This is a genomic window from Pseudomonas sp. B3G-3, assembly GCF_028640915.1.
Classification (GTDB): domain Bacteria; phylum Pseudomonadota; class Gammaproteobacteria; order Pseudomonadales; family Pseudomonadaceae; genus Aquipseudomonas; species Aquipseudomonas chlororaphis_I.
Map to the genome: position 1 here is coordinate 158,311 of NZ_JAQZAB010000111.1, position 24,598 is coordinate 182,908.

24 protein-coding genes are annotated in these 24,598 nt (G+C 64.8%); 18 read left to right on the plus strand and 6 right to left on the minus strand.

All coding sequences use genetic code 11. The annotated features are described in order from the left end of the window. The first annotated feature begins 338 nt into the window (after positions 1-338). The gene (locus PVZ80_RS19515) at positions 339-1,997 is read left to right on the plus strand and encodes a nitrite/sulfite reductase (RefSeq protein ID WP_009049670.1); all 1,659 of its coding nucleotides are present in this window, start codon (positions 339-341) and stop codon (positions 1,995-1,997) included. Beyond that, a complete protein-coding gene (locus PVZ80_RS19520; RefSeq protein ID WP_009049671.1) occupies positions 1,981-2,475 on the plus strand; it encodes a DUF934 domain-containing protein in 495 nt (164 codons plus the stop codon). Before PVZ80_RS19515 ends, PVZ80_RS19520 begins: the two co-directional genes overlap by 17 nt. 197 nt (positions 2,476-2,672) lie before the next feature. Here the strand turns inward: PVZ80_RS19520 and sohB are convergent, their stop codons facing one another. Next, entirely contained in the window at positions 2,673-3,695 is a 1,023-nt protein-coding gene (sohB, locus tag PVZ80_RS19525) for a protease SohB (RefSeq protein WP_016705360.1), read from the minus strand. Positions 3,696-3,899: 204 nt separating this feature from the next. Here sohB and PVZ80_RS19530 point away from each other — a divergent pair, with 204 nt between their 5' ends. The 3 genes from PVZ80_RS19530 (at position 3,900) to PVZ80_RS19540 (ending at position 7,004) form a co-directional block, all read left to right on the plus strand. Continuing rightward, positions 3,900-4,610: a histidine phosphatase family protein gene (locus PVZ80_RS19530; protein WP_016705361.1), complete on the plus strand. Its 711-nt coding sequence runs from the start codon at positions 3,900-3,902 to the stop codon at positions 4,608-4,610. A gap of 50 nt (positions 4,611-4,660) precedes the next feature. Further along, the gene (locus PVZ80_RS19535) at positions 4,661-4,975 is read left to right on the plus strand and encodes an SCP2 sterol-binding domain-containing protein (protein WP_007921837.1); all 315 of its coding nucleotides are present in this window, start codon (positions 4,661-4,663) and stop codon (positions 4,973-4,975) included. Positions 4,976-5,285: 310 nt separating this feature from the next. Continuing rightward, positions 5,286-7,004, plus strand: coding sequence for a hydrogenase maturation protein (locus PVZ80_RS19540; protein ID WP_273864416.1), 1,719 nt, complete (start codon positions 5,286-5,288; stop codon positions 7,002-7,004). A 129-nt stretch (positions 7,005-7,133) separates the two neighbouring features. Here PVZ80_RS19540 and PVZ80_RS19545 read toward each other — a convergent pair whose 3' ends face one another. Then, on the minus strand, positions 7,134-9,764 hold the full coding sequence (locus tag PVZ80_RS19545) for an MGH1-like glycoside hydrolase domain-containing protein (RefSeq protein WP_273864417.1): 2,631 nt from the start codon (positions 9,762-9,764) through the stop codon (positions 7,134-7,136). A gap of 198 nt (positions 9,765-9,962) precedes the next feature. On the opposite strand from PVZ80_RS19545, the gene PVZ80_RS19550 reads away from it, so the two are divergent. Both PVZ80_RS19550 and PVZ80_RS19555 read left to right on the plus strand, forming a co-directional pair. Continuing rightward, positions 9,963-10,241, plus strand: a complete 279-nt coding sequence (locus PVZ80_RS19550) for a hypothetical protein (protein WP_273864418.1) — start codon at positions 9,963-9,965, stop codon at positions 10,239-10,241. A gap of 106 nt (positions 10,242-10,347) precedes the next feature. Then, a complete protein-coding gene (locus tag PVZ80_RS19555) occupies positions 10,348-10,809 on the plus strand; it encodes a hypothetical protein (protein WP_273864419.1) in 462 nt (153 codons plus the stop codon). Between the two features lie 12 nt (positions 10,810-10,821). On the opposite strand, the gene PVZ80_RS19560 is transcribed toward PVZ80_RS19555, so the two are convergent. Then, positions 10,822-11,226, minus strand: coding sequence for a DUF488 domain-containing protein (locus tag PVZ80_RS19560; RefSeq protein WP_016705366.1), 405 nt, complete (start codon positions 11,224-11,226; stop codon positions 10,822-10,824). A 216-nt stretch (positions 11,227-11,442) separates the two neighbouring features. Between PVZ80_RS19560 and PVZ80_RS19565 the strand changes: the two genes are divergently transcribed. From PVZ80_RS19565 to PVZ80_RS19600, 8 genes are all read left to right on the plus strand, one after another. Next, positions 11,443-12,213 (plus strand): FadR/GntR family transcriptional regulator, encoded by a 771-nt coding sequence (locus tag PVZ80_RS19565; RefSeq protein ID WP_009049687.1) that lies wholly within the window; start codon positions 11,443-11,445, stop codon positions 12,211-12,213. A gap of 112 nt (positions 12,214-12,325) precedes the next feature. Then, positions 12,326-13,528 carry an ABC transporter substrate-binding protein gene (locus PVZ80_RS19570; protein ID WP_038633524.1) on the plus strand — a complete coding sequence of 401 codons (1,203 nt, stop codon included), beginning with the start codon at positions 12,326-12,328 and terminating at the stop codon, positions 13,526-13,528. Positions 13,529-13,612: 84 nt separating this feature from the next. Continuing rightward, positions 13,613-14,473: a branched-chain amino acid ABC transporter permease gene (locus PVZ80_RS19575; protein ID WP_009044477.1), complete on the plus strand. Its 861-nt coding sequence runs from the start codon at positions 13,613-13,615 to the stop codon at positions 14,471-14,473. 2 nt (positions 14,474-14,475) lie between these two features. Next, on the plus strand, positions 14,476-15,486 hold the full coding sequence (locus tag PVZ80_RS19580) for a branched-chain amino acid ABC transporter permease (RefSeq protein WP_009049689.1): 1,011 nt from the start codon (positions 14,476-14,478) through the stop codon (positions 15,484-15,486). Continuing rightward, entirely contained in the window at positions 15,483-16,244 is a 762-nt protein-coding gene (locus PVZ80_RS19585; RefSeq protein WP_009049690.1) for an ABC transporter ATP-binding protein, read from the plus strand. The genes PVZ80_RS19580 and PVZ80_RS19585 overlap by 4 nt, the downstream gene beginning before the upstream one ends. Beyond that, entirely contained in the window at positions 16,244-16,939 is a 696-nt protein-coding gene (locus PVZ80_RS19590) for an ABC transporter ATP-binding protein (RefSeq protein WP_009049691.1), read from the plus strand. The genes PVZ80_RS19585 and PVZ80_RS19590 overlap by 1 nt, the downstream gene beginning before the upstream one ends. 13 nt (positions 16,940-16,952) lie before the next feature. Continuing rightward, positions 16,953-18,236 carry a Zn-dependent hydrolase gene (locus tag PVZ80_RS19595; protein ID WP_273864420.1) on the plus strand — a complete coding sequence of 428 codons (1,284 nt, stop codon included), beginning with the start codon at positions 16,953-16,955 and terminating at the stop codon, positions 18,234-18,236. Further along, positions 18,233-19,645 (plus strand): amidase, encoded by a 1,413-nt coding sequence (locus tag PVZ80_RS19600; RefSeq protein WP_041986137.1) that lies wholly within the window; start codon positions 18,233-18,235, stop codon positions 19,643-19,645. The genes PVZ80_RS19595 and PVZ80_RS19600 overlap by 4 nt, the downstream gene beginning before the upstream one ends. A gap of 107 nt (positions 19,646-19,752) precedes the next feature. Here PVZ80_RS19600 and PVZ80_RS19605 read toward each other — a convergent pair whose 3' ends face one another. Both PVZ80_RS19605 and bsrA read right to left on the minus strand, forming a co-directional pair. Beyond that, positions 19,753-20,379: a thiol:disulfide interchange protein DsbA/DsbL gene (locus PVZ80_RS19605; protein WP_096374765.1), complete on the minus strand. Its 627-nt coding sequence runs from the start codon at positions 20,377-20,379 to the stop codon at positions 19,753-19,755. Positions 20,380-20,503: 124 nt separating this feature from the next. Further along, positions 20,504-21,442 carry a LysR family transcriptional regulator BsrA gene (gene bsrA / locus PVZ80_RS19610; protein ID WP_009049695.1) on the minus strand — a complete coding sequence of 313 codons (939 nt, stop codon included), beginning with the start codon at positions 21,440-21,442 and terminating at the stop codon, positions 20,504-20,506. A gap of 94 nt (positions 21,443-21,536) precedes the next feature. Here bsrA and PVZ80_RS19615 point away from each other — a divergent pair, with 94 nt between their 5' ends. From PVZ80_RS19615 to PVZ80_RS19625, 3 genes are all read left to right on the plus strand, one after another. Further along, positions 21,537-22,706 (plus strand): SRPBCC family protein, encoded by a 1,170-nt coding sequence (locus PVZ80_RS19615; protein ID WP_041986145.1) that lies wholly within the window; start codon positions 21,537-21,539, stop codon positions 22,704-22,706. 25 nt (positions 22,707-22,731) lie between these two features. Next, complete coding sequence (locus PVZ80_RS19620) at positions 22,732-23,841, plus strand: SMP-30/gluconolactonase/LRE family protein (protein ID WP_273828269.1); 1,110 nt, start codon at positions 22,732-22,734, stop codon at positions 23,839-23,841. Between the two features lie 177 nt (positions 23,842-24,018). Then, positions 24,019-24,156, plus strand: coding sequence for a PA0050 family protein (locus PVZ80_RS19625; protein WP_007932359.1), 138 nt, complete (start codon positions 24,019-24,021; stop codon positions 24,154-24,156). 176 nt (positions 24,157-24,332) lie between these two features. On the opposite strand, the gene PVZ80_RS19630 is transcribed toward PVZ80_RS19625, so the two are convergent. Next, positions 24,333-24,566, minus strand: a complete 234-nt coding sequence (locus PVZ80_RS19630; protein ID WP_007932361.1) for a DUF465 domain-containing protein — start codon at positions 24,564-24,566, stop codon at positions 24,333-24,335. Positions 24,567-24,598 lie beyond the last annotated feature (32 nt).

Sequence of the window (24,598 nt, forward strand, 5' to 3'; positions counted from 1 at the left end):
GATCAGAAAGAGAATGGCCCAAGCATCGACAGCGCTGTCGCTTTTCCTTGCCTTGGTTGGATTGCTCATAGCATCGCCTCTTGTCGGTTTTATCGGTGACTGCACAAAGACTCGAGCACAGTTAAGTCGAGGATTGCCCTCACCACAAATGTGGGTTTGAGCCGGCCGGATACCGTTAGTCGTTTTGGTTCTTTGCATATACTCAAACATCACTTTTGCGCATAACTGCAAACTGGTATCTTCGCCCGGCTCCGTTGGGAGTGCGCGGCCGTGCGCGCAGAATTTCTTGGGTGACATCCGCCTCTGCGTCACCTGATAAGCCTGAGAACAGGATCTATATGTACGTATACGACGAGTACGATCAGCGGATCATCGAGGACCGCGTCAAGCAGTTCCGTGATCAGACCCGGCGCTATCTGGCAGGCGAGCTGAGCGAAGAAGAATTCCGCCCTCTGCGCCTGCAGAATGGCCTCTATATCCAACGTTTTGCCCCGATGCTGCGGGTGGCGGTGCCTTATGGCCAGCTGACTTCGCGCCAAGCACGGATGATGGCCAGGATCGCTCGCGACTACGACAAGGGCTACGCCCACATCAGTACCCGGCAGAACGTGCAGTTCAACTGGCCGGCGCTGGAAGACATCCCGGACATCCTGGCTGAGCTGGCGACCGTGCAGATGCACGCCATCCAGACCAGCGGCAACTGCCTGCGCAACGTCACCACCGACCAGTTCGCCGGCGTCGCCGCCGATGAGCTGATCGACCCGCGCCCCTGGTGTGAAATCGTCCGTCAGTGGACCACCTTCCACCCTGAGTTCGCCTACCTGCCGCGCAAGTTCAAGATCGCCATCAACGGTTCGACCTCAGACCGCGCGGCCATCGAAGTCCACGACATCGGCCTGGAGCCGGTGCACAACGCCGCTGGCGAGCTGGGCTTCCGGGTCCTGGTCGGTGGCGGCCTGGGCCGGACCCCGGTGGTTGGCGCCTTCATCAACGAGTTCCTGCCGTGGCAGGACCTGTTGAGCTACCTCGACGCCATCCTGCGGGTCTACAACCGCTACGGCCGGCGCGACAACAAGTACAAGGCGCGGATCAAGATCCTGGTCAAGGCCCTGACCCCAGAGGTGTTCGCCGAGAAAGTCGAAGCGGAAATGACCTTCCTGCGCGGCGGCCAGACCACCCTGACCGAAGCCGAAGTGCATCGGGTGGCCAAGCACTTCGTCGATCCGGACTACAAGGCACTGGTCAACCAGGACGCCGAACTGGCCGAGCTCGACAAACAATATCCGGGCTTCGCCCGCTGGCGCACGCGCAACACCCTGGCCCACAAGAAGCCGGGTTATGTCGCCGTGACCCTGTCGCTGAAACCCACCGGCGTAGCCCCGGGCGACGTCACCGACAAGCAACTGGACGGCATCGCCGACCTGGCCGACCGCTACAGCTTCGGCCAGCTGCGCACCTCCCACGAGCAGAACGTGATTCTCGCCGACGTCGAGCAGAGCCAGCTGTTCACCCTGTGGGGCGAGCTGCGCGAGCAAGGTTTCGCCACGCCGAACATCGGCCTGCTGACCGACATCATCTGCTGCCCGGGCGGTGATTTCTGCTCCCTGGCCAACGCCAAGTCGATCCCGATCGCCGAATCCATCCAGCGCCGTTTCGACGACCTGGACTACCTGTTCGACATCGGCGAGCTGGACCTGAACATTTCCGGCTGCATGAACGCCTGCGGCCACCACCACGTGGGCCACATCGGCATCCTCGGCGTGGACAAGAAAGGCGAAGAGTTCTATCAGGTTTCCCTGGGTGGTAGCGCCAGCCGCGACGCCAGCCTGGGCAAGATCCTCGGCCCGTCCTTCGCCCAGGACGACATGCCCGACGTGATCTCGAAGCTGATCGACGTGTACGTGGAACAACGTACCGAAGACGAGCGCTTCATCGACACCTACCAACGTATTGGCATCGACCTCTTCAAGGAGCGCGTCTATGCAGCGAATAATTAAGAACAACGAGGTCATCGACGAAACCTGGCACCTGCTGCCCAAGGACGCGACCCTCGACGGCATTTCCAACTGCGACGACCTGATCGTGCCGCTGGCCCTGTGGCGCGAGCACGCTCATGCCCTCAAGGCCCGCGACGGCGGCCTGGGCGTGTGGCTGGACAGCGATGAAGAAGCCGAAGAGATCGGCGATGACGTGCAGCACTTCCAGGTCATCGCCCTGAACTTCCCGGCCTTCACCGACGGCCGCAACTACTCCAACGCCCGCCTGCTGCGTGACCGTTACGGCTTCAAGGGCGAGCTGCGGGCAATCGGCGACATCTTGCGCGACCAGCTGTTCTACCTGCGCCGCTGCGGGTTCGACGCCTACGCCCTGCGCGCCGACAAGGACCCGTACGAAGCCCTGGAAAGCCTCAAGGACTTCTCCGTGACCTACCAGGCCGCCACCGACGAACCGCTGCCGCTGTTCCGTCGCCGCTAAACGCCGCGCCAACAAAAAGCCCTGGACCGGGAAACCGGTTCAGGGCTTTTTTGTGTCTGCCATCTTTAACGCGCTGCCCGCCCCTGTAGGAGCGAGCTTGCTCGCGATAAACCTCAAGACAACACGAACTCCAGAGAAACGTGGTGCTGCAACCTCCATCGCGAGCAAGCTCGCTCCTACAGGAGGCCGCAACGGCCTTACCAGAAACGCTGCTGGGTCAGGCGGCTCCACCAGGTCAGCAGCACACGGTCGATAGAACCGCTGGCCGCCAGCCCGACCCGCTCCTGCAGGCTCTTGCGCTCGGCGTAATGCAGGTGGAACAGCTCGGCGCTCTTGGCGCGTTCGGCCAGGTATTCGTCACTGGTCTTCAGCTCGTCGACCAGCTTTTTCTCCTGCGCCGCGACACCCAGCCAGACTTCACCGGTGGCCACCTCGTCGATGACCAGTTGCGGCCGGTAACGGGAAACGAAGTTCTTGAACAGCTGATGGGTGACGTCCAGGTCTTCCTGGAACTTCTCCCGGCCCTTTTCGGTGTTTTCGCCAAACACGGTCAGGGTGCGCTTGTACTCGCCGGCGGTCAGCACTTCAAAGTCGATGTCGTGCTTTTTCAGCAGGCGGTTGACGTTCGGCAGCTGCGCCACCACGCCGATCGAGCCGAGGATGGCGAACGGCGCGCTGATGATCTTCTCGCCGATGCACGCCATCATGTAGCCGCCGCTGGCCGCGACCTTGTCGATGCACACCGTCAACGGCACGCCGGCCTGGCGAATCCGCGCCAGTTGCGACGAAGCCAGCCCGTAGCTGTGCACCATGCCACCGGCGCTTTCCAGGCGCAACACCACTTCGTCCTTGGGCGTGGCCAGGCTCAGCAGCGCGGTGATTTCGTGGCGCAGCCCCTCGGTGGCCGAAGCCTTGATGTCGCCGCTGAAATCCAGCACGAACACCCGCGGTTTTTCCTCGTGCTGCTTCTTGTGTTTTTTCTCGGCCTTGGCCTCGGACTTGCGCAGGGCCTTGAGCTGGTCCTTGTCGAGCAGGCTCTGCTCCAGACGCTCGCGCAGACCTTTGTAGAAATCGTTGAGCTTGCTCACATGCAACTGCCCGGCGCCCTTGCGCCGGCCTTTGCTGCGCAGCGAGGCAGCGGTGATCAGCACCACCAGGATGGCGATGACCAGGGTGACGGTTTTGGCCAGGAAACTGGCGTACTCGGAGAGAAACTCCACAGGGACTCCTTAAAGACGTGCATCACTGCCAACACGTGGCGGAATGGCTCCAGCATACCGGCGCAGCCAGGCGTCGGCCAGTCGCGAAACCTCCTGTTACCGAGCTCTAACGAGCATTTCAAACAAGCGTATGTTTTTTCATTGACAGCTCACCGGCATCCTCATAACCTCGCAAAACTTTCAACGTACCGGGATGACGCGGACGTGGGCAGCATCTATCTGATTCGACATGGCCAGGCCTCCTTCGGTGCGGACGACTACGACGTCCTTTCGACCACGGGTGTGCGCCAGGCCGAAGTGCTCGGTCAACACCTGGTCGAACTGGGGGTGAACTTCGACCGCTGCCTGGCTGGCGACCTGCGCCGCCAGCAACACACCGCCAACTCCACCCTGCAACAGTTCAGCGCCGCGGGCCTGCCCACGCCGATCCTGGAAACCGATTCGGCGTTCAACGAATTCGATGCCGACGCGGTGATCCGTGCCTTGCTGCCCGCCATGTTGTCCGAGGAGCCCGACGCCCTGGACATCCTGCGCAACGCCGCGCAGAACCGCGCCGAATTCCAAAGAATCTTCGCCCTGATCATCGACCGCTGGCTGGCCGGCACCTACGATCCACCGGGGCTGGAAAGCTGGCTGGGATTCGTCGAGCGGGTGCAGGCCGGCCTGCAGCGGATTCTGGAACAGGCCGACAACACCCAGAAAATCGCCGTGTTCACCTCCGGCGGCACCATCACCGCCCTGCTCCACCTGATTACCCGGATGCCTGCCGCCCAGGCCTTCGAACTGAATTGGCAAATCGTCAATACCTCGCTCAACCTGCTGAAGTTTCGCGGTCGCGAGGTCGCCCTGGCTTCCTTCAACAGCCATGCCCACCTGCAGCTGCTGAAGGCCCCGGAACTCATCACTTTCCGCTGAGTCCGGATCACTGTGACCCTTGCTGTAACAACCCATAAAAGGATCGAACCATGACCTCCGTAGCCGACGCCGTACAAGCCATGAAAGCCAAGTTCAACCCAGCTGCCGCTGCCGGCCTGGACCTGGTTTTCGGTTTCCGCATCGATGACACCAAGAACTTCTCGCTGATCGTCAAAGACAGCACCTGCGAGCTCAAGGAAGGCGAGAACCCGGACGCCCAGGTCACGCTGGTAATGGACGGCGAAACCCTGCAAGGCATCGTCAGCGGCGAAACCGACGGCATGCAGGCCTTCATGGGCGGAAAGCTGCGCGCCGAAGGCGACATGATGCTGGCGATGAAGCTCAGCGAACTGTTCCCGGCCTAAGCCAGCGCTTCCCCAGGGAAGCCCTTGTTTGCCCACGAATCCCGCCTTCTGGCGGGATTCGTCGTTTCAGCAGTACCGCTCCAGCACATCGAAGATGTGCAACAGGCCTGAATCCATTTGGAAGCAATTAAAAATCTACCAAAACTAACTAACGAATATATGTAATCCAGCGACTCGCCGCGCCGCACGACGCACTTGATTGATCTCGGTCAGCAGTACTCCCAAAGCTCCTCTCTACTCTGGCGCCTCCATCGGCCAGGGACGGCTTTCGGAACGGCCGGCCCCGCTTCACCTTCAAGGAAGAGTCGTTATGCAATCGCTGAAGATCATTCTGCTGTCCACCGCCTTCAACGGTCTCACCCAGCGCGCCTGGCTGGACCTGCGCCAGTCCGGCCATCGCCCCAGCGTGGTGCTGTTCACCCATGAAGACGAAGTCTGCCGGCAGATCGAACAGGCCGACGCCGACCTGGTGATCTGTCCCTTCCTCAAGGACCGGGTGCCCGAGCAACTGTGGCGCCACCCGACGCGTCCGGTGATCATCATTCACCCGGGCATCGTCGGCGACCGCGGCGCCAGCGCCCTGGACTGGGCCATCAGCAACAACCTCGAGCGCTGGGGCGTCACCGCCCTGCAGGCGGTGGAAGAAATGGATGCCGGGCCGGTCTGGTCCACCTGGGAATTCAAGATGCCGGCGCAGGTGCGCAAGTCCGAGCTGTACAACGGGCCGGTGGCCGACGCGGCGATCTACTGCATCCGCGATGTGGTGGAAAAATTCGGCAGCGACTTCGTCCCGACACCGCTGGACTACAGCCAGCCGCAAGTGCGCGGCCGCCTGCAACCGAACATGAAACAGGACGACCGCAGCTTCAGCTGGCACGACAGCGCCATCTTCATCAAGCGTTGCATCGACGCCGCCGACGGCCAGCCCGGAGTCCTGGCCAGCCTCGCCGGCGGGCAGTACTACCTGTATGACGCGCACCTGGATAGCCGCAGCGGCATCCCCGGCGAACTGCTGGCGGTGCACGACGATGCGGTGCTGGTGGCCTGCGGCGACCGTAGCCTGTGGATCGGCTCCCTCAAGCGCAAAGCCCGGCCGGGCACCGAACACTTCAAGCTGCCGGCCCGCCATGTGCTGGCCGGCCAACTGGATGGCGTGCCTCATCTGGACTGGTCGGTCGCCAGCGAACCGTTCAGCGACGAGGCCTACCAGCCGATCCGCTACCGCGAGTCGGGCCACGTCGGCGAGCTGACCTTCGAGTTCTACAACGGCGCCATGAGCACCGAGCACTGCCAGCGCCTGGTCAGCGCGCTGCAATGGGCCAAGGCCCGGGACACCAAAGTGTTGCTGTTCAAGGGCGGGCGTGGCGCGTTCTGCAACGGCGTGCACCTCAACGTGATCCAGGCCGCGCCGGTGCCGGGCCTGGAGGCCTGGAACAACATCCAGGCCATCGACGACGTCTGCAAGGAGCTGCTCAGCGCCCGCCAACTGGTGGTCAGCGGCCTGACCGGCAATGCCGGGGCCGGCGGCCTGATGCTGGCACTGGCGGCCGATGTGGTGCTGGCCCGGGCCAATACCGTCTACAACCCGCACTACAAGAGCATGGGCCTGTACGGCTCGGAGTACTGGACCTACAGCCTGCCCCGCGCCGTCGGCCATGCCATGGCCCACAAGCTCACCGAGGAATGCCTGCCGATCAGCGCCTTCCAGGCCCTGCAGATGGGCATGGTCCAGGAAGTCGGCCCGCGCTGCCCCGACGAATTCGGCCTGTGGCTGCTGCAACGGGCCAACGCCGTACTGACCGAGCCGAAGTACCAGGCCCTGCGCGAGCGCAAGGCCAACGCCGACCCGCAACTGATGCAGCACTGCCGCAACGCCGAGCTGGAACAGATGCACCTGGACATGGTGCAGAACCGCCACGGCTTCGCCGAGAAATGCGCCGGTTTCGTCTACAAGCGCAAGACCTGCTGCACCCCGCAGCGGTTGATCGAGGATTGGGCCGTGCCGCAGCCGGATACCTTGAGTGCCTGATCGGCCGATCGTCCCTGTAGCCGCTGGCGCAGCCTGCGATCGGGCGCGTAGCGGCCGTAAAACAGTCACCACGATGTTGCACAAGAACAGGCTGCCGTAACCCAGGCAGCGCCCCCTCCCCCGTTGCCGCTAAGGCTGTAACAACAACGCCACCAGCGCCGTCCAGCCGGTCTGGTGGCTGGCTCCCAGGCCGCGGCCGGTGTCGCCGTGGAAGTACTCGTGAAACAGCAGCAACTCCCGGTCCCGGGGATCGGCCTGCAACTGCGCGTAGGCGCACATCGACGGGCGGCGCCCGTCCTCGTCGCGCAGGAACAGGCGGCTCAGGCGCTGGCTCAGGCTGTCGGCGACTTCCTCCAGGGACGCCAGGTAGCCGGAGCCGCTGGGGTATTCCACCGAGAAGTTGTCGGCGTAGTAGCGATGAAACTCGCGCAGCGATTCGATCAGCATGTAGTTGATCGGCATCCACAGCAGCCCGCGCCAGTTGGAGTTGCCGCCGTACAGCCGTGAGTCGGAATCGGCCGGCGCATAACGGGCGCACAGTTGGTGACCGTCAACCTGCAACGCGAAGGGTTGTTCGGCGAAGTTTCTGGACAGTGAGCGAATGCCGAAGTCACAGAGAAACTCGGCCTCGTCGAGCATGCGCTTGAGCAGGTCCTTGGTGCGCTCGCCGCGCAACAGCGCGAGCAACAGGCGATTGCCCTGCCCCGGTTCGTTCCAGCGCGATACCAGGCGGGCCAGGTCCGGCCGATGGTGCATGAACCCCAGCAAGCGCTCGCGCAGCCCCGGCAGGCATTCGTGTTCATGCTGTTCCAGCACCTGCACGGCGAACAGCGGCATCAGGCCGACGATGGAGCGCAGGCGCAGCGGTTCGTTGCCGCCGTCGGGACGATGCAGCACGTCGTAGAAGAACCGGTCCTGATCGTCCCACAGCCCTGCGTCGCCGTCGTCCAGCCGGTTGATGGCCCCGGCGATGTACAGGAAGTGCTCGAAGAACTTCACCGCGATATCCACGTACACCGGGTTGCGCCTGGCCAGTTCCAGGGCGATGCGCATCAGGTCCAGGGCATAGGCCGCGACCCAGGCGGTGCCGTCGGCCTGGTCCAGGGTGTAGCCCGGCGGCAAGGGCGCCGAGCGGTCGAACAGGCCGATATTGTCGAGGCCGAGGAAACCGCCCTGGAACAGGTTGCGCCCTTCGGCATCCTTGCGGTTGACCCACCAGGAGAAGTTCAGCAACAGCTTGTGGAAGACCCGTTCGAGAAAATCCATGTCGCCCTGGCCGGTCAGGGCTTTTTCCCGCTGGTACACCCGCCAGCTGGCCCAGGCGTGCACCGGCGGGTTGGCGTCGTCGAAGCGCCATTCGTAGGCCGGCAACTGCCCATTGGGGTGCATGAAGCGGTCCTTGACCAGCAGCAACAGTTGGTGCTTGGCGAACCCCGGATCGATCAAGGCCAGGGCCACCGCCTGGAAACCCAGGTCCCAGGAGGCATACCAGGGGTATTCCCAGGTGTCGGGCATGGCCACGATGTCGAAGTTCGCCAGGTGCCGCCAATGGCTGTTGCGCACATGGGCGTGGGATGCCGGTGGCGGGGGCTGGCCGGGGTCGCCGTCGAGCCAGCGGTTGACGTCGAAATCGTAGAGTTGCTTGGACCACAGCAGCCCGGCCAGGGCCTGGCGCTGGACATTGCGCGCGTCGGCATCGGCGATGCCCTGTTGCAGCGCGGCGTAGAACTCGTCGGCCTCGGCCCGCCGCTGTTCGAACAGGGTCCGGGCGCTGACCTGGGCCGAACCGGCCGGAGCAAAACGCAGGTACAGGCTTTTGCTCTCCAGCCCGGCCAGCTCCAGGGTGAAGTGGGCGGCAGCACGGGTTCCGCCGTCGCGGGCAATGGCGGTGCTGACACCTCCCAGCAGGTAGTCGTTGATCCCATCCTTGAACGGGCCGGGCGTGGCGAGGCCATCGAGCTTCGGGAAGTTGGTTTCGTTGTTGCAGAACAGCCACTCGCAGCGCTCCGGCCCCCAGGCCGTGACCTGCATCGGCGAACAGCGCGGATGCCGGGCCAGCAGTTGCTCGCCCTCCAGGCGCAGGCTCGGCTTGCGCGAATCACCGCCCCAGCTCCAGGTGTTGCGCGCCCAGACCTGGGGCAAGACCCGCAGGCGCGCCGGCTGGTGGAAGCGGTTGTGCACCGTGACCCGCATGAAGATGTCGTCGACCGCGTGCTTGGCGTATTCCACCGTCACGTCGAAGTAGCGATCATCCTCGAACACCCCGGTGTCGAGGATCTCGTACTCGGTATCGTCCAGGCCGCGCCGGGCGTTCTCCTGCAGCAGGTCTTCATAGGGAAAAGCCACCTGCGGGTATTTGTAGAGCATGCGCATATAGGCATGGCTGGGCACGCCGTCGAGGTAGAAATACAGCTCCTTGACGTCTTCGCCATGATTGCCCTCGGCGTTGTTCAGGCCGAACAGGCGCTCCTTGAGAATGCTGTCGCGCTCGTTCCACAGGGCCAGCCCCAGGCACCAGTGCTGGGCCTTGTCGGAGAACCCCGCCAGCCCGTCCTCACCCCAGCGGTAGGCCCGGCTGCGGGCATGGTCATGGGGCAAGTAGGCCCAGGCATCGCCATCGGCGCTGTAGTCCTCGCGCACCGTGCCCCACTGCCGCTCGCTCAGGTACGGCCCCCACTCGCGCCAGGGTTCGCCCGCCGGGCCATTGAGGCGCTGGCCTTCGATCGTTTCGAGGATGCTTGCCGCCGCTGCTGCCGTCATGGGGGTGTCCGTGAGCCATGGAGGTGAAAGCCAGTGTAGGGGCTGGCGACGCCGGCGGCCCATGACAAATGTTTCATGGTGCGAGGCGCCAACCGCGACCCGTTGCCGCACAAGGCCCGTGATAGAGCCTTCGGCTTAAATTTCCGGGGAGGCGTTCGTTATACTCGGCAACCCTTTTGTGCAAACGCGGTACCCATGATGTCCAGCGACAACACCCTCCTGGCGAGCCTTATGCTCTGTGTATTGGCCCTGCCGGCACAGGCCGAAGGCCTGGACCTGAGCTACCCGGCGCCCGCCCTGACAGAGGCAACGGCCGGCCCGGCGGCGGAGCCGGAACCCAGCAAGTTCCACCTGGAGTTCAAGGCACCGATCACCCTGGAACACACCTGCAGCGGCCCTCAGTGCAATTACGAAACCGACCCGAGCCAGCGCCATGAACCGGAAACGCTGAACCGATGGTCGGTCGGGTTCAACTGAGCCGCTTCTTTCAGCGACGCCTATAAGGCTCCCGTCGCCCAGGTCCTCCCGCAGGCAGAAGCTTGGCTAGGCTATAACCATGCCCCGCGAATGCCTGGGAGGTCCGATGAACCGCACGATCCTCAGCCCTCTGAGCCTGGCCCTGGCCCTGTTGGCCGGCTGCGCCAGCCCGCCCGAAGTCATCGACAAGGAACCGGCGGCCATTGCCGAAGGCGTGCTGGCCTTTCGCGATATCTGCCTGAAGTCCGCGCCCTCCTTCGCCGGGGCCGACAACGCAGCCAAGGGCTATGGCATCGCCAGGCTGGACGATGCCGGCTATGCGCGGATGGGACTCAGGCCAGACCACAGCCTTGGGGTCCAGGTGCAGAAAGGCAAGCAATGCGCGGTGACCACGCCGTCGCAGCGGGACAAGACCCTGACCGCGCAATTTCTCAAGCTGGCCGAGCAGTTCTCCAGCACCCCGGTGGCGCAGCACCTGCCGGCGCAAATCACCCTCGATAAGCAGACCTTCCTGCTGATGCACGACCGGCGCGGCGGCGAGGCTTATGTGATGTTGAGGCAACCCTGAAGCGCAGCGCCTTCATTCAGGCGGTGACAGGTGCGCGTAACACACCGGCGAGCTCCCCTCACCCTGCCGGTCCAGCTCGTCCTCCAGCCACTCGGCCAGCACCCGGGCATTGTTATGCACTTCATCATGGGCCGAGTACACCAGGGTCAGGCGGCCCTTTTGCGCGCGTTCCAGCAACGCCCACCAATGCTCGGGGCGGGCCGTCAGTTCCTGGCGGTAACGGCTGCGGAAGGTGGCGAAATCCAGCTCGCCGGACTTGAAGGCACGGCGCAATCCGGTGGACGGCGCCAGGTCTTTCAACCACTCGTCCAGCGGCAACTGCTCCTTGCGACAGTTACGCGGCCACAGCCGATCCACCAGCACCCGATACCCGTCGTCGGGGCTCGCCGGTTCGTAGGCGCGTTTGCACAGAATCATGGGTTCTTCCCCTCTATGACTGCATGACCTGCCATCAGCTTAGTGGCTGGACAAGGCCTGGCACAGGACGAAGACCAGTGCCTCGCCACCACTCCCCCGGGGTCTGATTACGACCCTCCCGCATCGAAAACGACACCTCGTTCCCTGGATGATTGACGCACCGCGCCCAGCCCTATTAAGTACTATTTATCCGCATTAATACGATAAATCGAAAACATGCTCAAACGACCTGTTCGCCGCAAACGCCAGAAGCTTTCCGACGTGATTGTCGAGTCGGTCAAACGCTCCATCGTGATCAACGCCCTGCGTCCCGGCGACCGCTTGCCGACCGAGCGCGAGTTGATGGAAAGCTTCCAGTGCTCCAAGGGTTCGGCCCGCGAAGCGCTCAAGGCGCTGGAGGTCGAAGGGCTGGTCAACACCCGCACCGGCCCCAGCGGCGGCGCCTACCTGAACCAGGCCGGCACCGAGCCGGCGAGCCGCGCCCTGCGCAATTACCTGCACTTCCAGCAGATGGACGGCGAGCAGGTGTACCAGCTGCGCAAGGTCATCGAAGTGGAGCTGGCGGTGTCGGTGATCGGCCGTCTCAGCGCCGACGACTTCGAGGCGCTGCAGGCCAACATCGACTTCTGCAGCGCCCCGGAAGACAGCGAGGCCGGCCAGCGCGAACAGCGCATCGCCGAGCTGGAATTCCACAACCTGCTGGGCCGCGCCTGCCCCAACCCGCTGCTGAGTTTCATGGCGCAGTTCCTCAATGACCTGCTGCGCGACCTGGTAGTGCTGAAGAAGGCCTACAAGCCCAAGCGCAAGCAGTTCGACGCCGCCAACCTCGATTACCACAAGCGCCTGTTGCTGGCCTTCAAAGCCGAGGACGAAGCCGCGGTACGCCAGCTGATGCACGAACACATGTGCGACGCCGAACACCATATGAGCGCCCTCGAGGGCGAGGTCACCCAACACTTCCTGCTGGAGTTCGATCACCACCACTGATAACCGCCGCACCCGCCACACGCCGCTTCGCCAATAACAAAGCCTGAACACAGGCTGCTGCGCCGTTTTGCCATTGCCACTCCTGCCAATAACTAAACCAGGGAGTTACCCCATGCAGCGTCGTACGTTGTTGAAAGCCAGTCTGACCGTTGCCGGAGCCCTCAGCCTTCCGCTGGGGGTGCGCAACGCCTTTGCCGCCGAACCCTTTACCTTCTACGGGCTCAAGTCGATGTCCGGCGCCTTCGCCAGCTACGGCAAGTTCGCCGACATGGGCTCGCGCCTGGCGGTGGAACAGTACCCGACCCTGCTCGGCCGCCCGCTGAACTACAAGGTGATCGACACCGAAGGCAACGCCGGCAAGGCGGTGCGCAAGGTCCAGGAGGCGATTGCCCAGGACGGCGCGCGATTCTTCCAGGGCTGCACCCTGTCGTCTTCGGCGCTGGCGGTGGCCAAGGAAGTGAGCAAGGTCAACGGCGTGTTCATGACCCCGGTGGGCGCCGACGAAGTCACCGGCAAGGACTGCAATGCCTCGACCTTTCGCTGGTCGGTGCCGACCTACGGCGCCATTCGCGAAACCATGGTGCCGCTGATCAAGCGCCTGCCCGAGGCCAAGCGCTGGTACACCATCACCCCGCAATACGTATTCGGCGAAGCGCTGCTGGCCGGCGCCAGACAGGTGTGCGCCGAGCATGGCATCGAGCACGTCGGCAACAGCTATCACTCGTTGCAGGAACAGGAGTTCTCCGGCTACCTGACCAACGCCATCGCCGCCCAGCCCGACGTGCTGGTGCTGCTCAACTTCGGCAGCCAGTCCTCCAACGCCCTGCGCCAGGCGGTGAACTTCGGCATCAAGGAACGCATGAAAGTGCTACTGGTGTGGTCCGCCGGGCTCGACCAGTTCCAGGAGCTGGGCAGCGACGTGCTCGAAGGCGTCTACCTCGGCGCGCAGTACTGGCACCAGGTCGACACCCCGCTCAACCGCGAGCTGGTCAAGCTGACCCAGGCCAAGTACGGCATCAACCCTACCTACCCGCTGGCCGCCGACTACATCGGCACCAAGATCATGCTCGACACCATAGTCGCCACCGGCAGTTTCGACGGCGCGACCGTGGCCAAGGCCCTGCAAGGCCTGACGTACCAGGGGCCGACCGGCGAGGAAAGCATCCGCGCCGGCGACCACCAGGTAATCAAGGATTACTACCTGCTGCAGGGCAAGGCCACGGCCAGCATGCGCGACAAGGACGACCTGGCCGAAGTGCTCAGTTCCGGGCGCTCGTTCCCGGATGCCGGCGCCACCGGCTGCAACCTGGCCTGACCCCGACCGACCTTTTCATCGCTGGCTAGAGGCAGCGGGCCGCCCGACGACGACAGTCGCCGGCCCCCTGTCGAGGGTACCCGCATGCTCAATCTTTACCTGTTCCAGATCCTCAACGGCCTCGGCCTGGGGATGATCTACTTCCTGATCGCGGTGGGCCTGACGATCATTTTCGGCCTGCTGAACTTCGTCAATTTCGCCCACGGCGCGTTCTTCCTGCTCGGGGCCTATATCTGCTACACCGCCGTCAGCCTCACCGGCAGCTTCTGGCTGGCGCTGCTGGTCGCGCCGCTGGTGGTCGCGGCCCTGGCCTGGGCCATCGAGCGATTGCTGATCCAGCGCATCTACCACCTGCCCCACACCTTCCAGATCCTGGTGACCCTGGGCATCGCGCTGATCATCCAGGAAGCCAGCGTGCTGATCTGGGGGCCCGTCGGCAAAAGCGTCGCGGTGCCGGAACTGCTGCGCGGCGTGCTGATCGTCGGCGACTTCGTCTACCCCTACTACCGACTGTTCCTCATTGTCTTCTCGGCACTGGTGGGGCTGGCGCTGTGGCTGCTGCTGGAGCGCACGCGCTTCGGCGCCCTGGTGCGCGCCGGCAGCGAAAGCACCGAGACCGTGTCGCTGCTGGGTACCAACATCTTCCGCCTGTTCTCCATGACCTTCGCCCTCGGCGTGGCCCTGGCCGGGATCGCCGGGGTGCTGTTCGCCCCGTTGCGTGGCGCCCAGCCCTTTGTCGGCCCGGAAATCCTCGGGGTCGCCTTCGTGGTGGTGGTGATCGGCGGCATGGGTTCATTCAGCGGCGCCCTGGTAGGCGGCCTGCTGGTGGGGGTGGTGCAGAGCCTGATGACCACCCTCTGGCCGCAAGGCGCCAGCCTGATGATCTACGGCGCCATGGCGGCGGTGATTCTGGTCCGTCCCTACGGCCTGTTCGGGAGAGCATGAACATGAGCGAGAAAAATCCCCTGCCGTTCGCCAAGACCCAGTCGCGCGCCCTGCCGTGGCTGGTGGTCGCGGTGCTGATCGGCCTGCCGCTGGTGTTGCCATCGGCGACCCTGGCCAGCGAGATCCTGATCTTCGCCCTCGCGGCGCTGGCCTGTAACCTGCTGCTGGGCTACACCGGCCTGCTGTCGTTCGGCCAGGGCATCTTCTTCGGCGCCGGGGCCTACTGCGCCGCGCTGCTGATGATCCACCTGCAACTGGGGCTGTTCAGCGCCCTGTTCGGCGCGGCCCTGGTGGGCGCGCTGCTGGCGTTGCTGGTGGGCGCCCTGGCGATCCGGCGCACCGGCATCTACTTCGTGATGCTGACCCTGGCCTTCAGCCAGATGGCCTACTTCATCGCCTACACCCTGAGCGACTGGACCGGCGGCGACAACGGCCTGCTCAGCGTGCCGCGCCCGGAGATCCGCATCGGCGACACGGTGCTGCTGTCGCTGAGCGACGCGCGCTACTTCTACGCCTTTGTCGCGGTGCTGTTCCTGCTGATCTTCATCGGTGCCCGGCGGGTGATCGCCTCGCCGTTCGGCAGCACGCTGATGGCGATCCGCGAGAACGAAACCCGCGCCGCCGCCATCGGCTACGACACCCGGCACTTCAAGATCCTGGTGTTCATGCTGTCCGGCGCGGTCACCGGGATCGCTGGGGCGCTGTACGCCATGCTCCTGCATTTCGTGCCGCTGTCGAGCATCGACCTGGCGATGTCGGAAAACATCCTGATCATGACCATAGTCGGCGGCACCGGCTCGCTGTTCGGCTCCCTGCTGGGCGCCGGTTCCATCGTGCTGCTCGGCGAGTTCCTCTCCGAACTCTGGCCACGCTGGCTGATGCTGCTGGGAATCATCCTGATCCTGGTGGTGATCTTCATGCGTGGTGGTTTGTGGGGCGGCTTGTCGAGCCTGTTCGAACGCATCCTGAAGTCACGCAAGGCGGCCCTGCCGACCGAGGAGAAACTGTCATGAACAGCCCCGCGCAGTACCTGCTGCAAACCCAGGACCTGGAGCTGGCCTACGGCGCCTTCCACGCGGTCAACGGCGTCAACCTGAAGGTCGAGGCCGGCACCATCCACACCATCATCGGCCCCAACGGCGCTGGCAAGACCAGCCTGTTCCATTGCCTGACCGGCGAACGCCAGGCCACCGCCGGGGCGATCCTGTTCAACGGCAAGAACATCATCAAGAAGCCGGCCCACGGCCGGGTCGGCCTGGGCATGGCCCGTTCGTTCCAGTTGACCAGCCTGTTCCAGAACCTCAGCGTGCGGGAAAACCTGCGCCTGGCCGCCCAGGGTCGCGATGGCCTGGCGGCGCTGAACTTCTGGCGCCACCTCGACAGCCGCCGCGAACACCTGGAGATGGCCGACCAGGTGCTCGAACGCCTGCAACTGACGGCACGCGCCGACACCCTCGCCGGCGAGCTGTCCCACGGCCAGCAGCGGGTGCTGGAAGTCGGCATGTCGATCTGCTCCAGGCCGAAACTGCTGATGCTCGACGAGCCAACCTCCGGCATGGGCATCGACGACATCCCGATCATGACCCAGCTGATCAGCGACCTCGGCCGCGACCACACGGTGCTGCTGATCGAGCACAACATGAGCATCGTCATGTCCATCAGCCAACGCATCACCGTCATGAGCCACGGCCAGATCCTGGTCGAAGGCACGCCAGAATTCGTCCGCGCCGACGAGCGCGTGCGCAGCGCCTACCTGGGAGAAGCCGCCTGATGCTGACCGTCGAGAATATCCATTCCTACTACGACAAGAGCCACGTCCTCGAAGGCGTCTCGCTGCAGGTCAACGCCGGCGAACTGGTGACCCTGCTGGGACGCAACGGCGCGGGCAAGACCACCACCCTGCGCAGCATCCTCGGGATCATCTGCCCGCGCCAGGGACAGATCCGCTTCAACGGCCAGGAGCTGGTGGGCAAGAAGATCTTCGAGATCGCCCGCCAGGGCCTGGCGCTGGTGCCGGAACACCGCGGCATCTTCCGCTTGCTCAGCGTCGAGGAGAACCTGCGCATCGCCCAGCGCAAGAGCAGCCGCTGGCAGCTGGAGGATGTCTACGGCATGTTCCCGCGCCTCAAGGAGCGGCGCAAAAACGCCGGCCATGCGCTGTCCGGCGGCGAGCAGCAGATGCTCGCCATCGCCCGCGCCCTGCTCAACGATCCCAGGCTGCTGATCCTCGACGAACCCACCGAAGGCCTGGCCCCGGTGATCGTCGACGAGCTGGTGAAAATCCTGCGCAAGATCAAGGACGACGGCCTGCCGGTGCTGCTGGTGGAACAGAACCTGATGGTCTGCGACAAGCTCGCCGACCGCCACTACGTCCTCGAACAAGGTCGCGTGGTCTACCAAGGCAGCGCCGCTGACTTCCGCGCCGACCCGAGCATCAAGAACCGCTACCTGGCCCTGAGCGCCTGAGGGGAGAGCTGAAATGAACAGTCCGATTGTGTCCGTACCCCTGTTGCAAGACAGCGCCCCGCTGGTCAACCGCGAACGCCTCTGGCAATCGCTGATGGACCTCGCTCAACTGGGCGCCACCGCCAAGGGCGGCGTATGCCGCCTGGCCCTGACCGACCTCGACCGCCAGGCCCGCGACCTGTTCGTGCGCTGGTGCGAAGAGGCCGGCTGCAGCGTCAGCATCGACGGCATCGGCAATATCTTCGCCCGCCGCGCCGGGCGTAACCCGCAACTGCCGCCGGTGATGACCGGCAGCCATATCGACACCCAGCCCACCGGCGGCAAGTTCGACGGCTGCTACGGGGTGATGGCCGGCCTGGAGGTGATCCGCACCCTCAACGACCTCGGCCTGCAGACCGAGGCACCGATCGAGGTGGTGGTCTGGACCAACGAAGAAGGTTCGCGCTTCCCGCCGTGCATGATGGGCTCGGGGGTGTTCGCCGGTAAGTTCGACCTCGACGACACCCTGCGCAAGCAGGACGAACAGGGGCTGTCGGTGGGCAGCGAGTTGCAGCGCATCGGCTATGCCGGCTCGCGGGCGGTGCTCGGCCATCCGGTGGGCGCGTATTTCGAGGCGCACATCGAACAGGGCCCGGTGCTGGAGGACCGCCAGACCACCATTGGCGTGGTCATGGGCTGCCTCGGCCAGAAGTGGTTCGACCTGACCCTGACCGGGGTCGAGGCCCATGCCGGGCCGACACCGATGCACCTGCGCAAGGATGCCCTGGTGGGCGCCGCCCAGGTGATCAGCGCGGTCAACCGCATCGCCCATGAACAACAGCCCCACGCCTGCGGCACCGTCGGTTGCCTGAGCCTGCACCCGGGCTCGCGCAACGTGATTCCCGGCCAGGTGCAGATGACCCTCGACCTGCGCCACCTGCATGCCGACCAGCTGCAGGCCATGGTCAACGAGGTGCGCCAGCTGATCGAAGACACCTGCCAGCAGCACGGCCTGGGCTTCGAGCTGACCGCCACCGCCGACTTCCCGCCGCTGGACTTCGACCCCGCCTGCGTCGCCGCGGTGCGCCAGGGCGCCGAACAGCTGGGCCTGAGCCATATGGACATCGTCAGCGGCGCCGGGCACGACGCGATCTTCGTCGCCGAGCTGGGCCCGGCGGGGATGATCTTCGTGCCTTGCGAAGGCGGCATCAGCCACAACGAAATCGAAAACGCCGCGCCCCAGGACCTGGCCGACGGTTGCGCGGTCTTGCTGCGGGCCATGGTCAACGCGGCGCAACAAACAGGAGCAGCGGCATGACCCGACACAGCGAAATCGCCGAGATGAGCGGCGTCGAACTGCTCGCCCATTACCGCGACAAGCGCCTGTCGCCGGTGGAAGTGACCGAGGACGCCCTGGCGCGCATCGAGCGCTTCAACCCGCAGGTCAACGCCTATTGCCATGTCGACCCGCAAGGCGCGCTGGACGCGGCAAAGGCCTCCGAGCAGCGCTGGCTCAAGGGCCGGCCCTGCGGCGCGCTGGACGGCGTGCCGGCCTCGATCAAGGACCTGACCCTGACCCGTGGCATGCCCACGCGCAAGGGCTCGAAAACCACCTCCGCCAGCGGCCCCTGGGATGTCGATGCGCCCTTCCCGGCCTTTATGCGCAACGCCGGCGCGGTGCTGCTGGGCAAGACCACCACCCCGGAATTCGGCTGGAAAGGCGTGACCGACAACCCGCTGTACGGCATCACCCGCAACCCCTGGGACACCCGCACCACCGCCGGCGGTTCCTCCGGTGGCGCGGCCGCCGCGGCGTCGCTGAACCTCGGCGTGCTGCACCAGGGTAGCGATGCCGGTGGTTCGATCCGCATTCCCTGCGCCTTCACCGGCACCTTCGGGATCAAGCCGACCTTCGGCTACGTGCCGCAGTGGCCGGCCAGCGCCATGACCCTTCTCTCGCACCTGGGACCGATGACCCGCACCGTCGACGATGCGGTGTTGATGCTGCAAACCGTCGCCCGGCCGGATGCCCGCGACGGCCTGGTCGGCGCCCCGCGCAGCACGCCCTGGCTGCCGGAGAGCACTGACCTCAAAGGCCTGCGCATCGCCTACAGCCCTGACTTCGGTTACGTGAAGGTGCAGCCACAGGTGGCGCGGGTGGTGGCCAGGGCGGTGGAACGCCTGGCCCAACTGGGCGCCCATGTCGAGCAGGTCGACCCGGGGTTCAGCGACCCGCTGGAACTGTTCAATACCCTGTGGTTCGCCGGCGCCGCGCGCTTGGCCGGGCAACTGAGCCAGGAGCAACGCCAGCAGCTCGACCCGGGCCTGCTGCGCATTGCCCGGCAAGGCGAAGACATCAGCCTCCACCAGTACACCCTGGCCCTGGAAGCCCGCGCGGCGCTGGTGGCGCACATGGCCGAGTTCCACGAACGCTATGACCTGCTGGTCTCGCCCATGCTACCGCTCACCGCCTTCGCCGCCGGGCACAACGTGCCACCGGGTTCCGGCCTGGGCGAATGGATGGAGTGGACGCCCTTCAGCTACCCCTTCAACCTGACCCAACAACCGGCCGCGTCGGTGCCATGTGGCTTCGCCGAGGACGGCTTGCCGGTAGGCCTGCATGTGGTGGGCGCACGGTTTGCCGATGATCAGGTGCTGCGCCTGTGCCGGGCGTATGAGCAGGCGTTCCCGAGCCCGCACCCGCAGGCGCCGTTGATCAAGGACTGACAATGCTTATGGAGGACATCGCTATCGATGCCCTTTTGGCTACCACTCGATGCCCTGGAGCCGCAGCCGAACCTTGAAGGCTCGGCAGCGGCCAGGGGATCGAGGGCTTACTTCGCTGCCCGCACCTGGGCGATCAACTGGTCCGCCACCGCGAACAGGCCCTTGGCGCCGTCGCTGGTCATGCCAAAGCGGTACTTGCCGTCCACCACCAGCGAGGGTACGCCGGTGGCCTGGTAGGCCGCGGTGCGTTTTTTCGCGTCCATCACCTTGGCCTGCACGGCGAAGGAGTTGTAGGTGGCGAGGAATTTAGCGGGCTCGATGCCCTGCCCTTTGAGCAGCTCGGCCATGGCCTCGGGGGTTTTCAGGCGGTTGCCGCCGTGGATCGCCTCGAACACCGCATGGTGCACTTCGGGCTTGGCGTCCAGGGTCGCCAGGGTCAGGTACAGCTGGCCGTAGACATCCCAGATCCCGCCGAACATGGCCGGCAGCTTGACGAAGTTCACGTCTTCGGGAAGCTGGGCCGCCCAGGGGTTGATCGAGGCTTCGAGGTTGTAGCAGTGGCCGCAGCCGTAGGAAAACAGTTCCACCACTTCGATCTTGCCGGGCACGACCTGCGGCACGGCATCCTTGAGTTCCACGTACTGGCTGGCATCCACCGCTGCCATGGCGGTCTGCCCGGCCAAGCCAAAGAGGCAGCTGGCTGCCAGGGCAATGTTCAGAATCGAGTGACGCATGCAATCTCCAATGGGTTGGCGCCTCTGAGTCAGCACGGCTGCTCATCAAGCGGGCCCCAAAGGATACAGACGACATCCGCGATGCCAATCAGACCCGTCTTAATCTTTTGTTGGTTTTTTGTCATCAATGCCCGGACAGCTCCGGCTGCCCCGCGAACCGGGCGGCCAGCGCGATGATCTCCTGGCGCAGCCAGCGATGCCCCGGAACCCGCTCCTGCTGGCGATGCCAGATCAGGCTGACCTGCACCGGCGGCGCCACCAGCGGCAGCTCGGCGATGCGGATCGGCATCAGCGCGCAGAAGTGCTCCGCCAGGCGCCGCGGCACCGTGCCCAGCAAGTCCGACTGGGCGACGATCAACGGGATGCTCAGGTAATGCGGGACGAACAGCTGCACATGGCGCTGGACCTTGGCCGAGCCGAGGACGATCTCCAGCGGCGAGCCGCGCCCGCCCCGGTCCGGAATCGCCACGTGCTGGCTCTGCTCATAGGCCTTGAGGCTCAGTTGCGGCTCGAAGGCCGGGTGGTCGATACGGCCGATCACCACCAGCTGTTCTTCCAGCAGCGGCTGGTAGCAGAGGTCAGGATCGTCGAAGTACAGGTAGTCCACCGCCAGGTCGAGCATCCCGGTGGTCAGCCAGGCTGGCAGGGAGTCGGCGGCGTCGCTGCGCACCGCCAGGCGGACCTTGGGCGCAGCGCTTTGCAAGCGGCGTGACAGCGCCGGCAACAGGCGCGCCTGGGCGTAGTCGTTCATCGACAAGCTAAAGGTCTGGTCGGACGCCGCCGGGTCGAACTCGCTGCTCGGGTCCAGGCCTTCCTGCAACAGGCGCAGGGCCTGGCGCACCGAACCGTGCAGCACATGGGCCCGGGGTGTGGGCTGCATGCCCCGGGCGGTGCGGATGAACAGCGGCTCGTCGAGCTGGCTGCGCAGGCGCGCCAGGGCATTGCTCACGGCCGGCTGGCTGAGGTTCAGGCGCACCGCCGCGCGGGACAGGTTCTGCTCCTGCATCAGCGCGTCGAACACCAAGAGCAGGTTGAGATCCAGGTGCCGCAAGTTCAGCTTCATGAATAATGCCCATTCCGAATATCCATTAGCTGGATAATTCGAGCAGGACTAATCTTCTGTCAATAAGAACAACAAAACCCACAGGAGAACGGCCTTGAGGCAAACCACCCTGGCATTTCGCGAGCGTTACCGCGCCGCGGTTCATCCGCGCTACAACCCGTGGCTGCACGGCGGTTTCGTGCTGGCCTACGGCATGGCGTGCATCGCCCTGCTGTGGAGCACCCTGCACCAGGTGCAGCCGCTGGAGTGGCTGGCGGTGCCGGTGGCGCTGCTGTTCTTCAACCTGTGCATCTATGTCGTGCACCGCTGGCTGGGCCACCACAAGCAGGCCTTCGCGCGGATGTTCTATGCCCGCCACAGCGGCGACCATCACAGCTTCTTCGTGCCCGGGTACATGACCTACGACGGCCCCCGGGACTGGCGGGTGATCCTGTTCCCGGCCTGGCTGATAGTGGTCCACAGCCTGCTGTTCGCCCTGCCGCTGTGGTGGCTGCTGCAGTTGTGGAATGCCAATGTCGCGGCGCTGTTCGCCAGCTGCACCCTGATCGGCTACCTGGCCTACGAGGTGTTCCATGCCTGCGAACACCTGCCGGCCGGGCATCCGCTGGCGCGGCTGCCGTGGATCCGCCAGATGCGCCGCCTGCATGAGCTGCATCACCGCCGCGAGCTGATGCAGGAGCGCAACTTCAACATTGTCCTGCCGCTGATGGATTACCTGTTCGGCACCCTGTACTGGGAGCCGGAACCCGCTAACTCTTCTCTATCGACAAGGTCCTCGTCCATGACCCACATGCAGCATCAGATCGATATTCCGCGCAATCCGGTGGCCCTGCTCGACTACGCCAGCGCCTCCAGCCGCTGGCCGGAGTGGCACCCGTCTTCGCTGAAGGTCCAGGGGCCGGCCGGGGCCCTGCCTGCCGGCGCGCGCTTCGAGGAAGACATCCACGCCGGCGGGCGCAGCGGGCACCTGAGCTGGCGGGTCGACGAGTACCTGCCGGGGCTTCGCTGGCGTGCCACGGCCCAGGGCGATCATGGCCTGCATCTGGTGGTGACCTACGAGTGCCAGCCGCTGGACGCCCACCACACGCGGTTTATCCGCACCCTGGAATACCGCTTCGACGGCCTGCTGATGCGCCTGGGCAATCGCCTGTTATTCAGAAGGCGGATAGAACGGGAGTCCGCCGACTCCCTGCTAGCCTTATGCGAAATGGCGCAACGGGCAATTCCCCTGGGCGCCGGCGTCGCACCGCAGCGTGTGACCTGACCCCATCACCCAGGAGCCGCCATCGATGAAGCCAGTCGCACCCCGTCGGATCAAAATTCGCCATCTGCTGCTGGTCGTGGTCATCGCCATCGGCGCCTTTCTGTTGCTGATGCCGACCAAGGTCCAGCCACTGGCCTGGACCCCGCCGCCGGCGCCTTCGCTGAAGAGCGGCCTGTACGCCGAGAACCAGAAGCTCAAGGGCCTGCAGGCGGTGGGCGCGCTGGATATCGACGGGCCGGAAGCCCTGCTGCTGGAGAACGGCTCGCTGATCAGCGGCCTGCATGATGGGCGGGTGATCCGCACCGCCCTGGACGGCAGCGCCCTGCAGGTACTGGCTAATACTGGCGGGCGTCCCCTGGGCCTGGCCCGCCACCCGGATGGCCGGCTGATCATCGCCGACGCGGTCAAGGGCCTGCTGGCGCTGGACGCCAAGGGCCAGTTGAGCACCCTCACTACTTCCGCCAATGGCCTGTCCTTCGGCTTTACCGACGACGTGGCGGTGGACGCCGCCGGGCGTTATGCCTACTTCAGCGACGCCACCAGCCGCTGGGGCTACGGCCAGGACGGCGAGGCAGTGATCGAGCACGGCGGCGACGGGCGCCTGCTGCGCTACGACTTCCAGAGCGGCCAGACCGAACAGTTGCTGGATGGCCTGGAATTCGCCAACGGTATCGCCCTCGGGCCCCAGGAGTCCTATGTGCTGGTCAACGAAACCGGCGCCTACCGGATCAGCCGCTACTGGCTCAGCGGTGCCAAGGCCGGCACCCGCGACCTGTTCATCGACAACCTGCCGGGGCTGCCGGACAACCTCAGTTTCAACGGCCAGGGGCGTTTCTGGGTGGCGCTCTACGCCCCGCGCAACGTCCTGCTCGACGGCACCGCGCCCTATCCGCGGGTGCGCAAGATGATCGTGCGCGCCATGAGCCTGCTGCCCAAACCGGTGGAAAAACGCGGCTTCGTCCTCGGCCTGGATACCCAGGGCCAGGTCATCGCCAACCTGCAGGACGCCAGCGCCGGCAACTACGCGCCCATCACCACGGTGCGCGAATACGGCGACGCCCTGTACTTCGGCTCGCTCAAGGCCACGCACATGGCGCGCCTGCCGCTGAGCGTCGCCCTGGCGAAGGCGCCCTGATGCGGTAGCGGCCTGGGCCCGACCAGATCGGGTCCTGAGCCACAGCCCGGACACCGGCCTGGCCGCCAATCGAATCTGATCTAAGCTGTCCCGCGCGGCGTCGTCACAGGCGCCCACCAAGGAAAGACAAACAATCGAATCCGATTGATGCCCATCACATTGAGAGTGGACCCACCCATGAAAATCAAAATCCTCCTGGCTTCCCTGCTGCTCACTTCATCCCTGTCGGCGCTGGCCGCATGCCCGGTGTTCGGACCGTCCGAGGATCCCTGCGCAGGCCCGGTATTCGGCCCGAGCACCTGCGAGTGCCCTTGAGGCAGGCAGGCGCTGAAACAGGCGCGCCTACTCCTGGGCGCGTCTCGCCAAGCGTGAAGGTCGATACAGGGGAGTGAATGGGCAAACAGCGGAAAGAGCAGCCAATGCTCTGGATTGCGTAGGACCTGGCGAGACGCCCGAAACCTCGGGACATCTCGCTCAGGACAGGGTCGGGGTCAGAAGCGGGCAGTCAGCTTCTCGGAGATCTCATCCTTGATCAGCAGCCGCTTTTCCTTGAGCCGTTTCAACTCCTCATCAGCGGCCGCCGCGGCCTCCGCTTTGAGCACCTGATCATCAATGCTGGAGTATTTATCGAACAAGGCATTCAGGTGCGGGTCACTGGCCCGACGCTGTTGAATGTCTTCTTTGCTGTAGCTCAGGTCCTGGTACAGGTCATGGGGCACCGGCATGAAACACCTCCGTTTGTTGATCGGTAGCAAGC

Coding starts and splice junctions, on each gene's coding strand:
- PVZ80_RS19630 (WP_007932361.1), bottom strand. CDS start 24,566: ATGCCGGTGCCCCATGACCTGTACCAGGACCTGAGCTACAGCAAAGAA.
- PVZ80_RS19540 (WP_273864416.1), top strand. CDS start 5,286: ATGCAATCGCTGAAGATCATTCTGCTGTCCACCGCCTTCAACGGTCTC.
- PVZ80_RS19575 (WP_009044477.1), top strand. CDS start 13,613: ATGCTCAATCTTTACCTGTTCCAGATCCTCAACGGCCTCGGCCTGGGG.
- PVZ80_RS19520 (WP_009049671.1), top strand. CDS start 1,981: ATGCAGCGAATAATTAAGAACAACGAGGTCATCGACGAAACCTGGCAC.
- PVZ80_RS19605 (WP_096374765.1), bottom strand. CDS start 20,379: ATGCGTCACTCGATTCTGAACATTGCCCTGGCAGCCAGCTGCCTCTTT.
- PVZ80_RS19515 (WP_009049670.1), top strand. CDS start 339: ATGTACGTATACGACGAGTACGATCAGCGGATCATCGAGGACCGCGTC.
- PVZ80_RS19565 (WP_009049687.1), top strand. CDS start 11,443: ATGCTCAAACGACCTGTTCGCCGCAAACGCCAGAAGCTTTCCGACGTG.
- PVZ80_RS19545 (WP_273864417.1), bottom strand. CDS start 9,764: ATGACGGCAGCAGCGGCGGCAAGCATCCTCGAAACGATCGAAGGCCAG.
- PVZ80_RS19560 (WP_016705366.1), bottom strand. CDS start 11,226: ATGATTCTGTGCAAACGCGCCTACGAACCGGCGAGCCCCGACGACGGG.
- PVZ80_RS19555 (WP_273864419.1), top strand. CDS start 10,348: ATGAACCGCACGATCCTCAGCCCTCTGAGCCTGGCCCTGGCCCTGTTG.
- PVZ80_RS19550 (WP_273864418.1), top strand. CDS start 9,963: ATGTCCAGCGACAACACCCTCCTGGCGAGCCTTATGCTCTGTGTATTG.
- PVZ80_RS19580 (WP_009049689.1), top strand. CDS start 14,476: ATGAGCGAGAAAAATCCCCTGCCGTTCGCCAAGACCCAGTCGCGCGCC.
- PVZ80_RS19585 (WP_009049690.1), top strand. CDS start 15,483: ATGAACAGCCCCGCGCAGTACCTGCTGCAAACCCAGGACCTGGAGCTG.
- PVZ80_RS19620 (WP_273828269.1), top strand. CDS start 22,732: ATGAAGCCAGTCGCACCCCGTCGGATCAAAATTCGCCATCTGCTGCTG.
- PVZ80_RS19600 (WP_041986137.1), top strand. CDS start 18,233: ATGACCCGACACAGCGAAATCGCCGAGATGAGCGGCGTCGAACTGCTC.
- PVZ80_RS19570 (WP_038633524.1), top strand. CDS start 12,326: ATGCAGCGTCGTACGTTGTTGAAAGCCAGTCTGACCGTTGCCGGAGCC.
- PVZ80_RS19535 (WP_007921837.1), top strand. CDS start 4,661: ATGACCTCCGTAGCCGACGCCGTACAAGCCATGAAAGCCAAGTTCAAC.
- PVZ80_RS19590 (WP_009049691.1), top strand. CDS start 16,244: ATGCTGACCGTCGAGAATATCCATTCCTACTACGACAAGAGCCACGTC.
- bsrA (WP_009049695.1), bottom strand. CDS start 21,442: ATGAAGCTGAACTTGCGGCACCTGGATCTCAACCTGCTCTTGGTGTTC.
- PVZ80_RS19625 (WP_007932359.1), top strand. CDS start 24,019: ATGAAAATCAAAATCCTCCTGGCTTCCCTGCTGCTCACTTCATCCCTG.
- PVZ80_RS19595 (WP_273864420.1), top strand. CDS start 16,953: ATGAACAGTCCGATTGTGTCCGTACCCCTGTTGCAAGACAGCGCCCCG.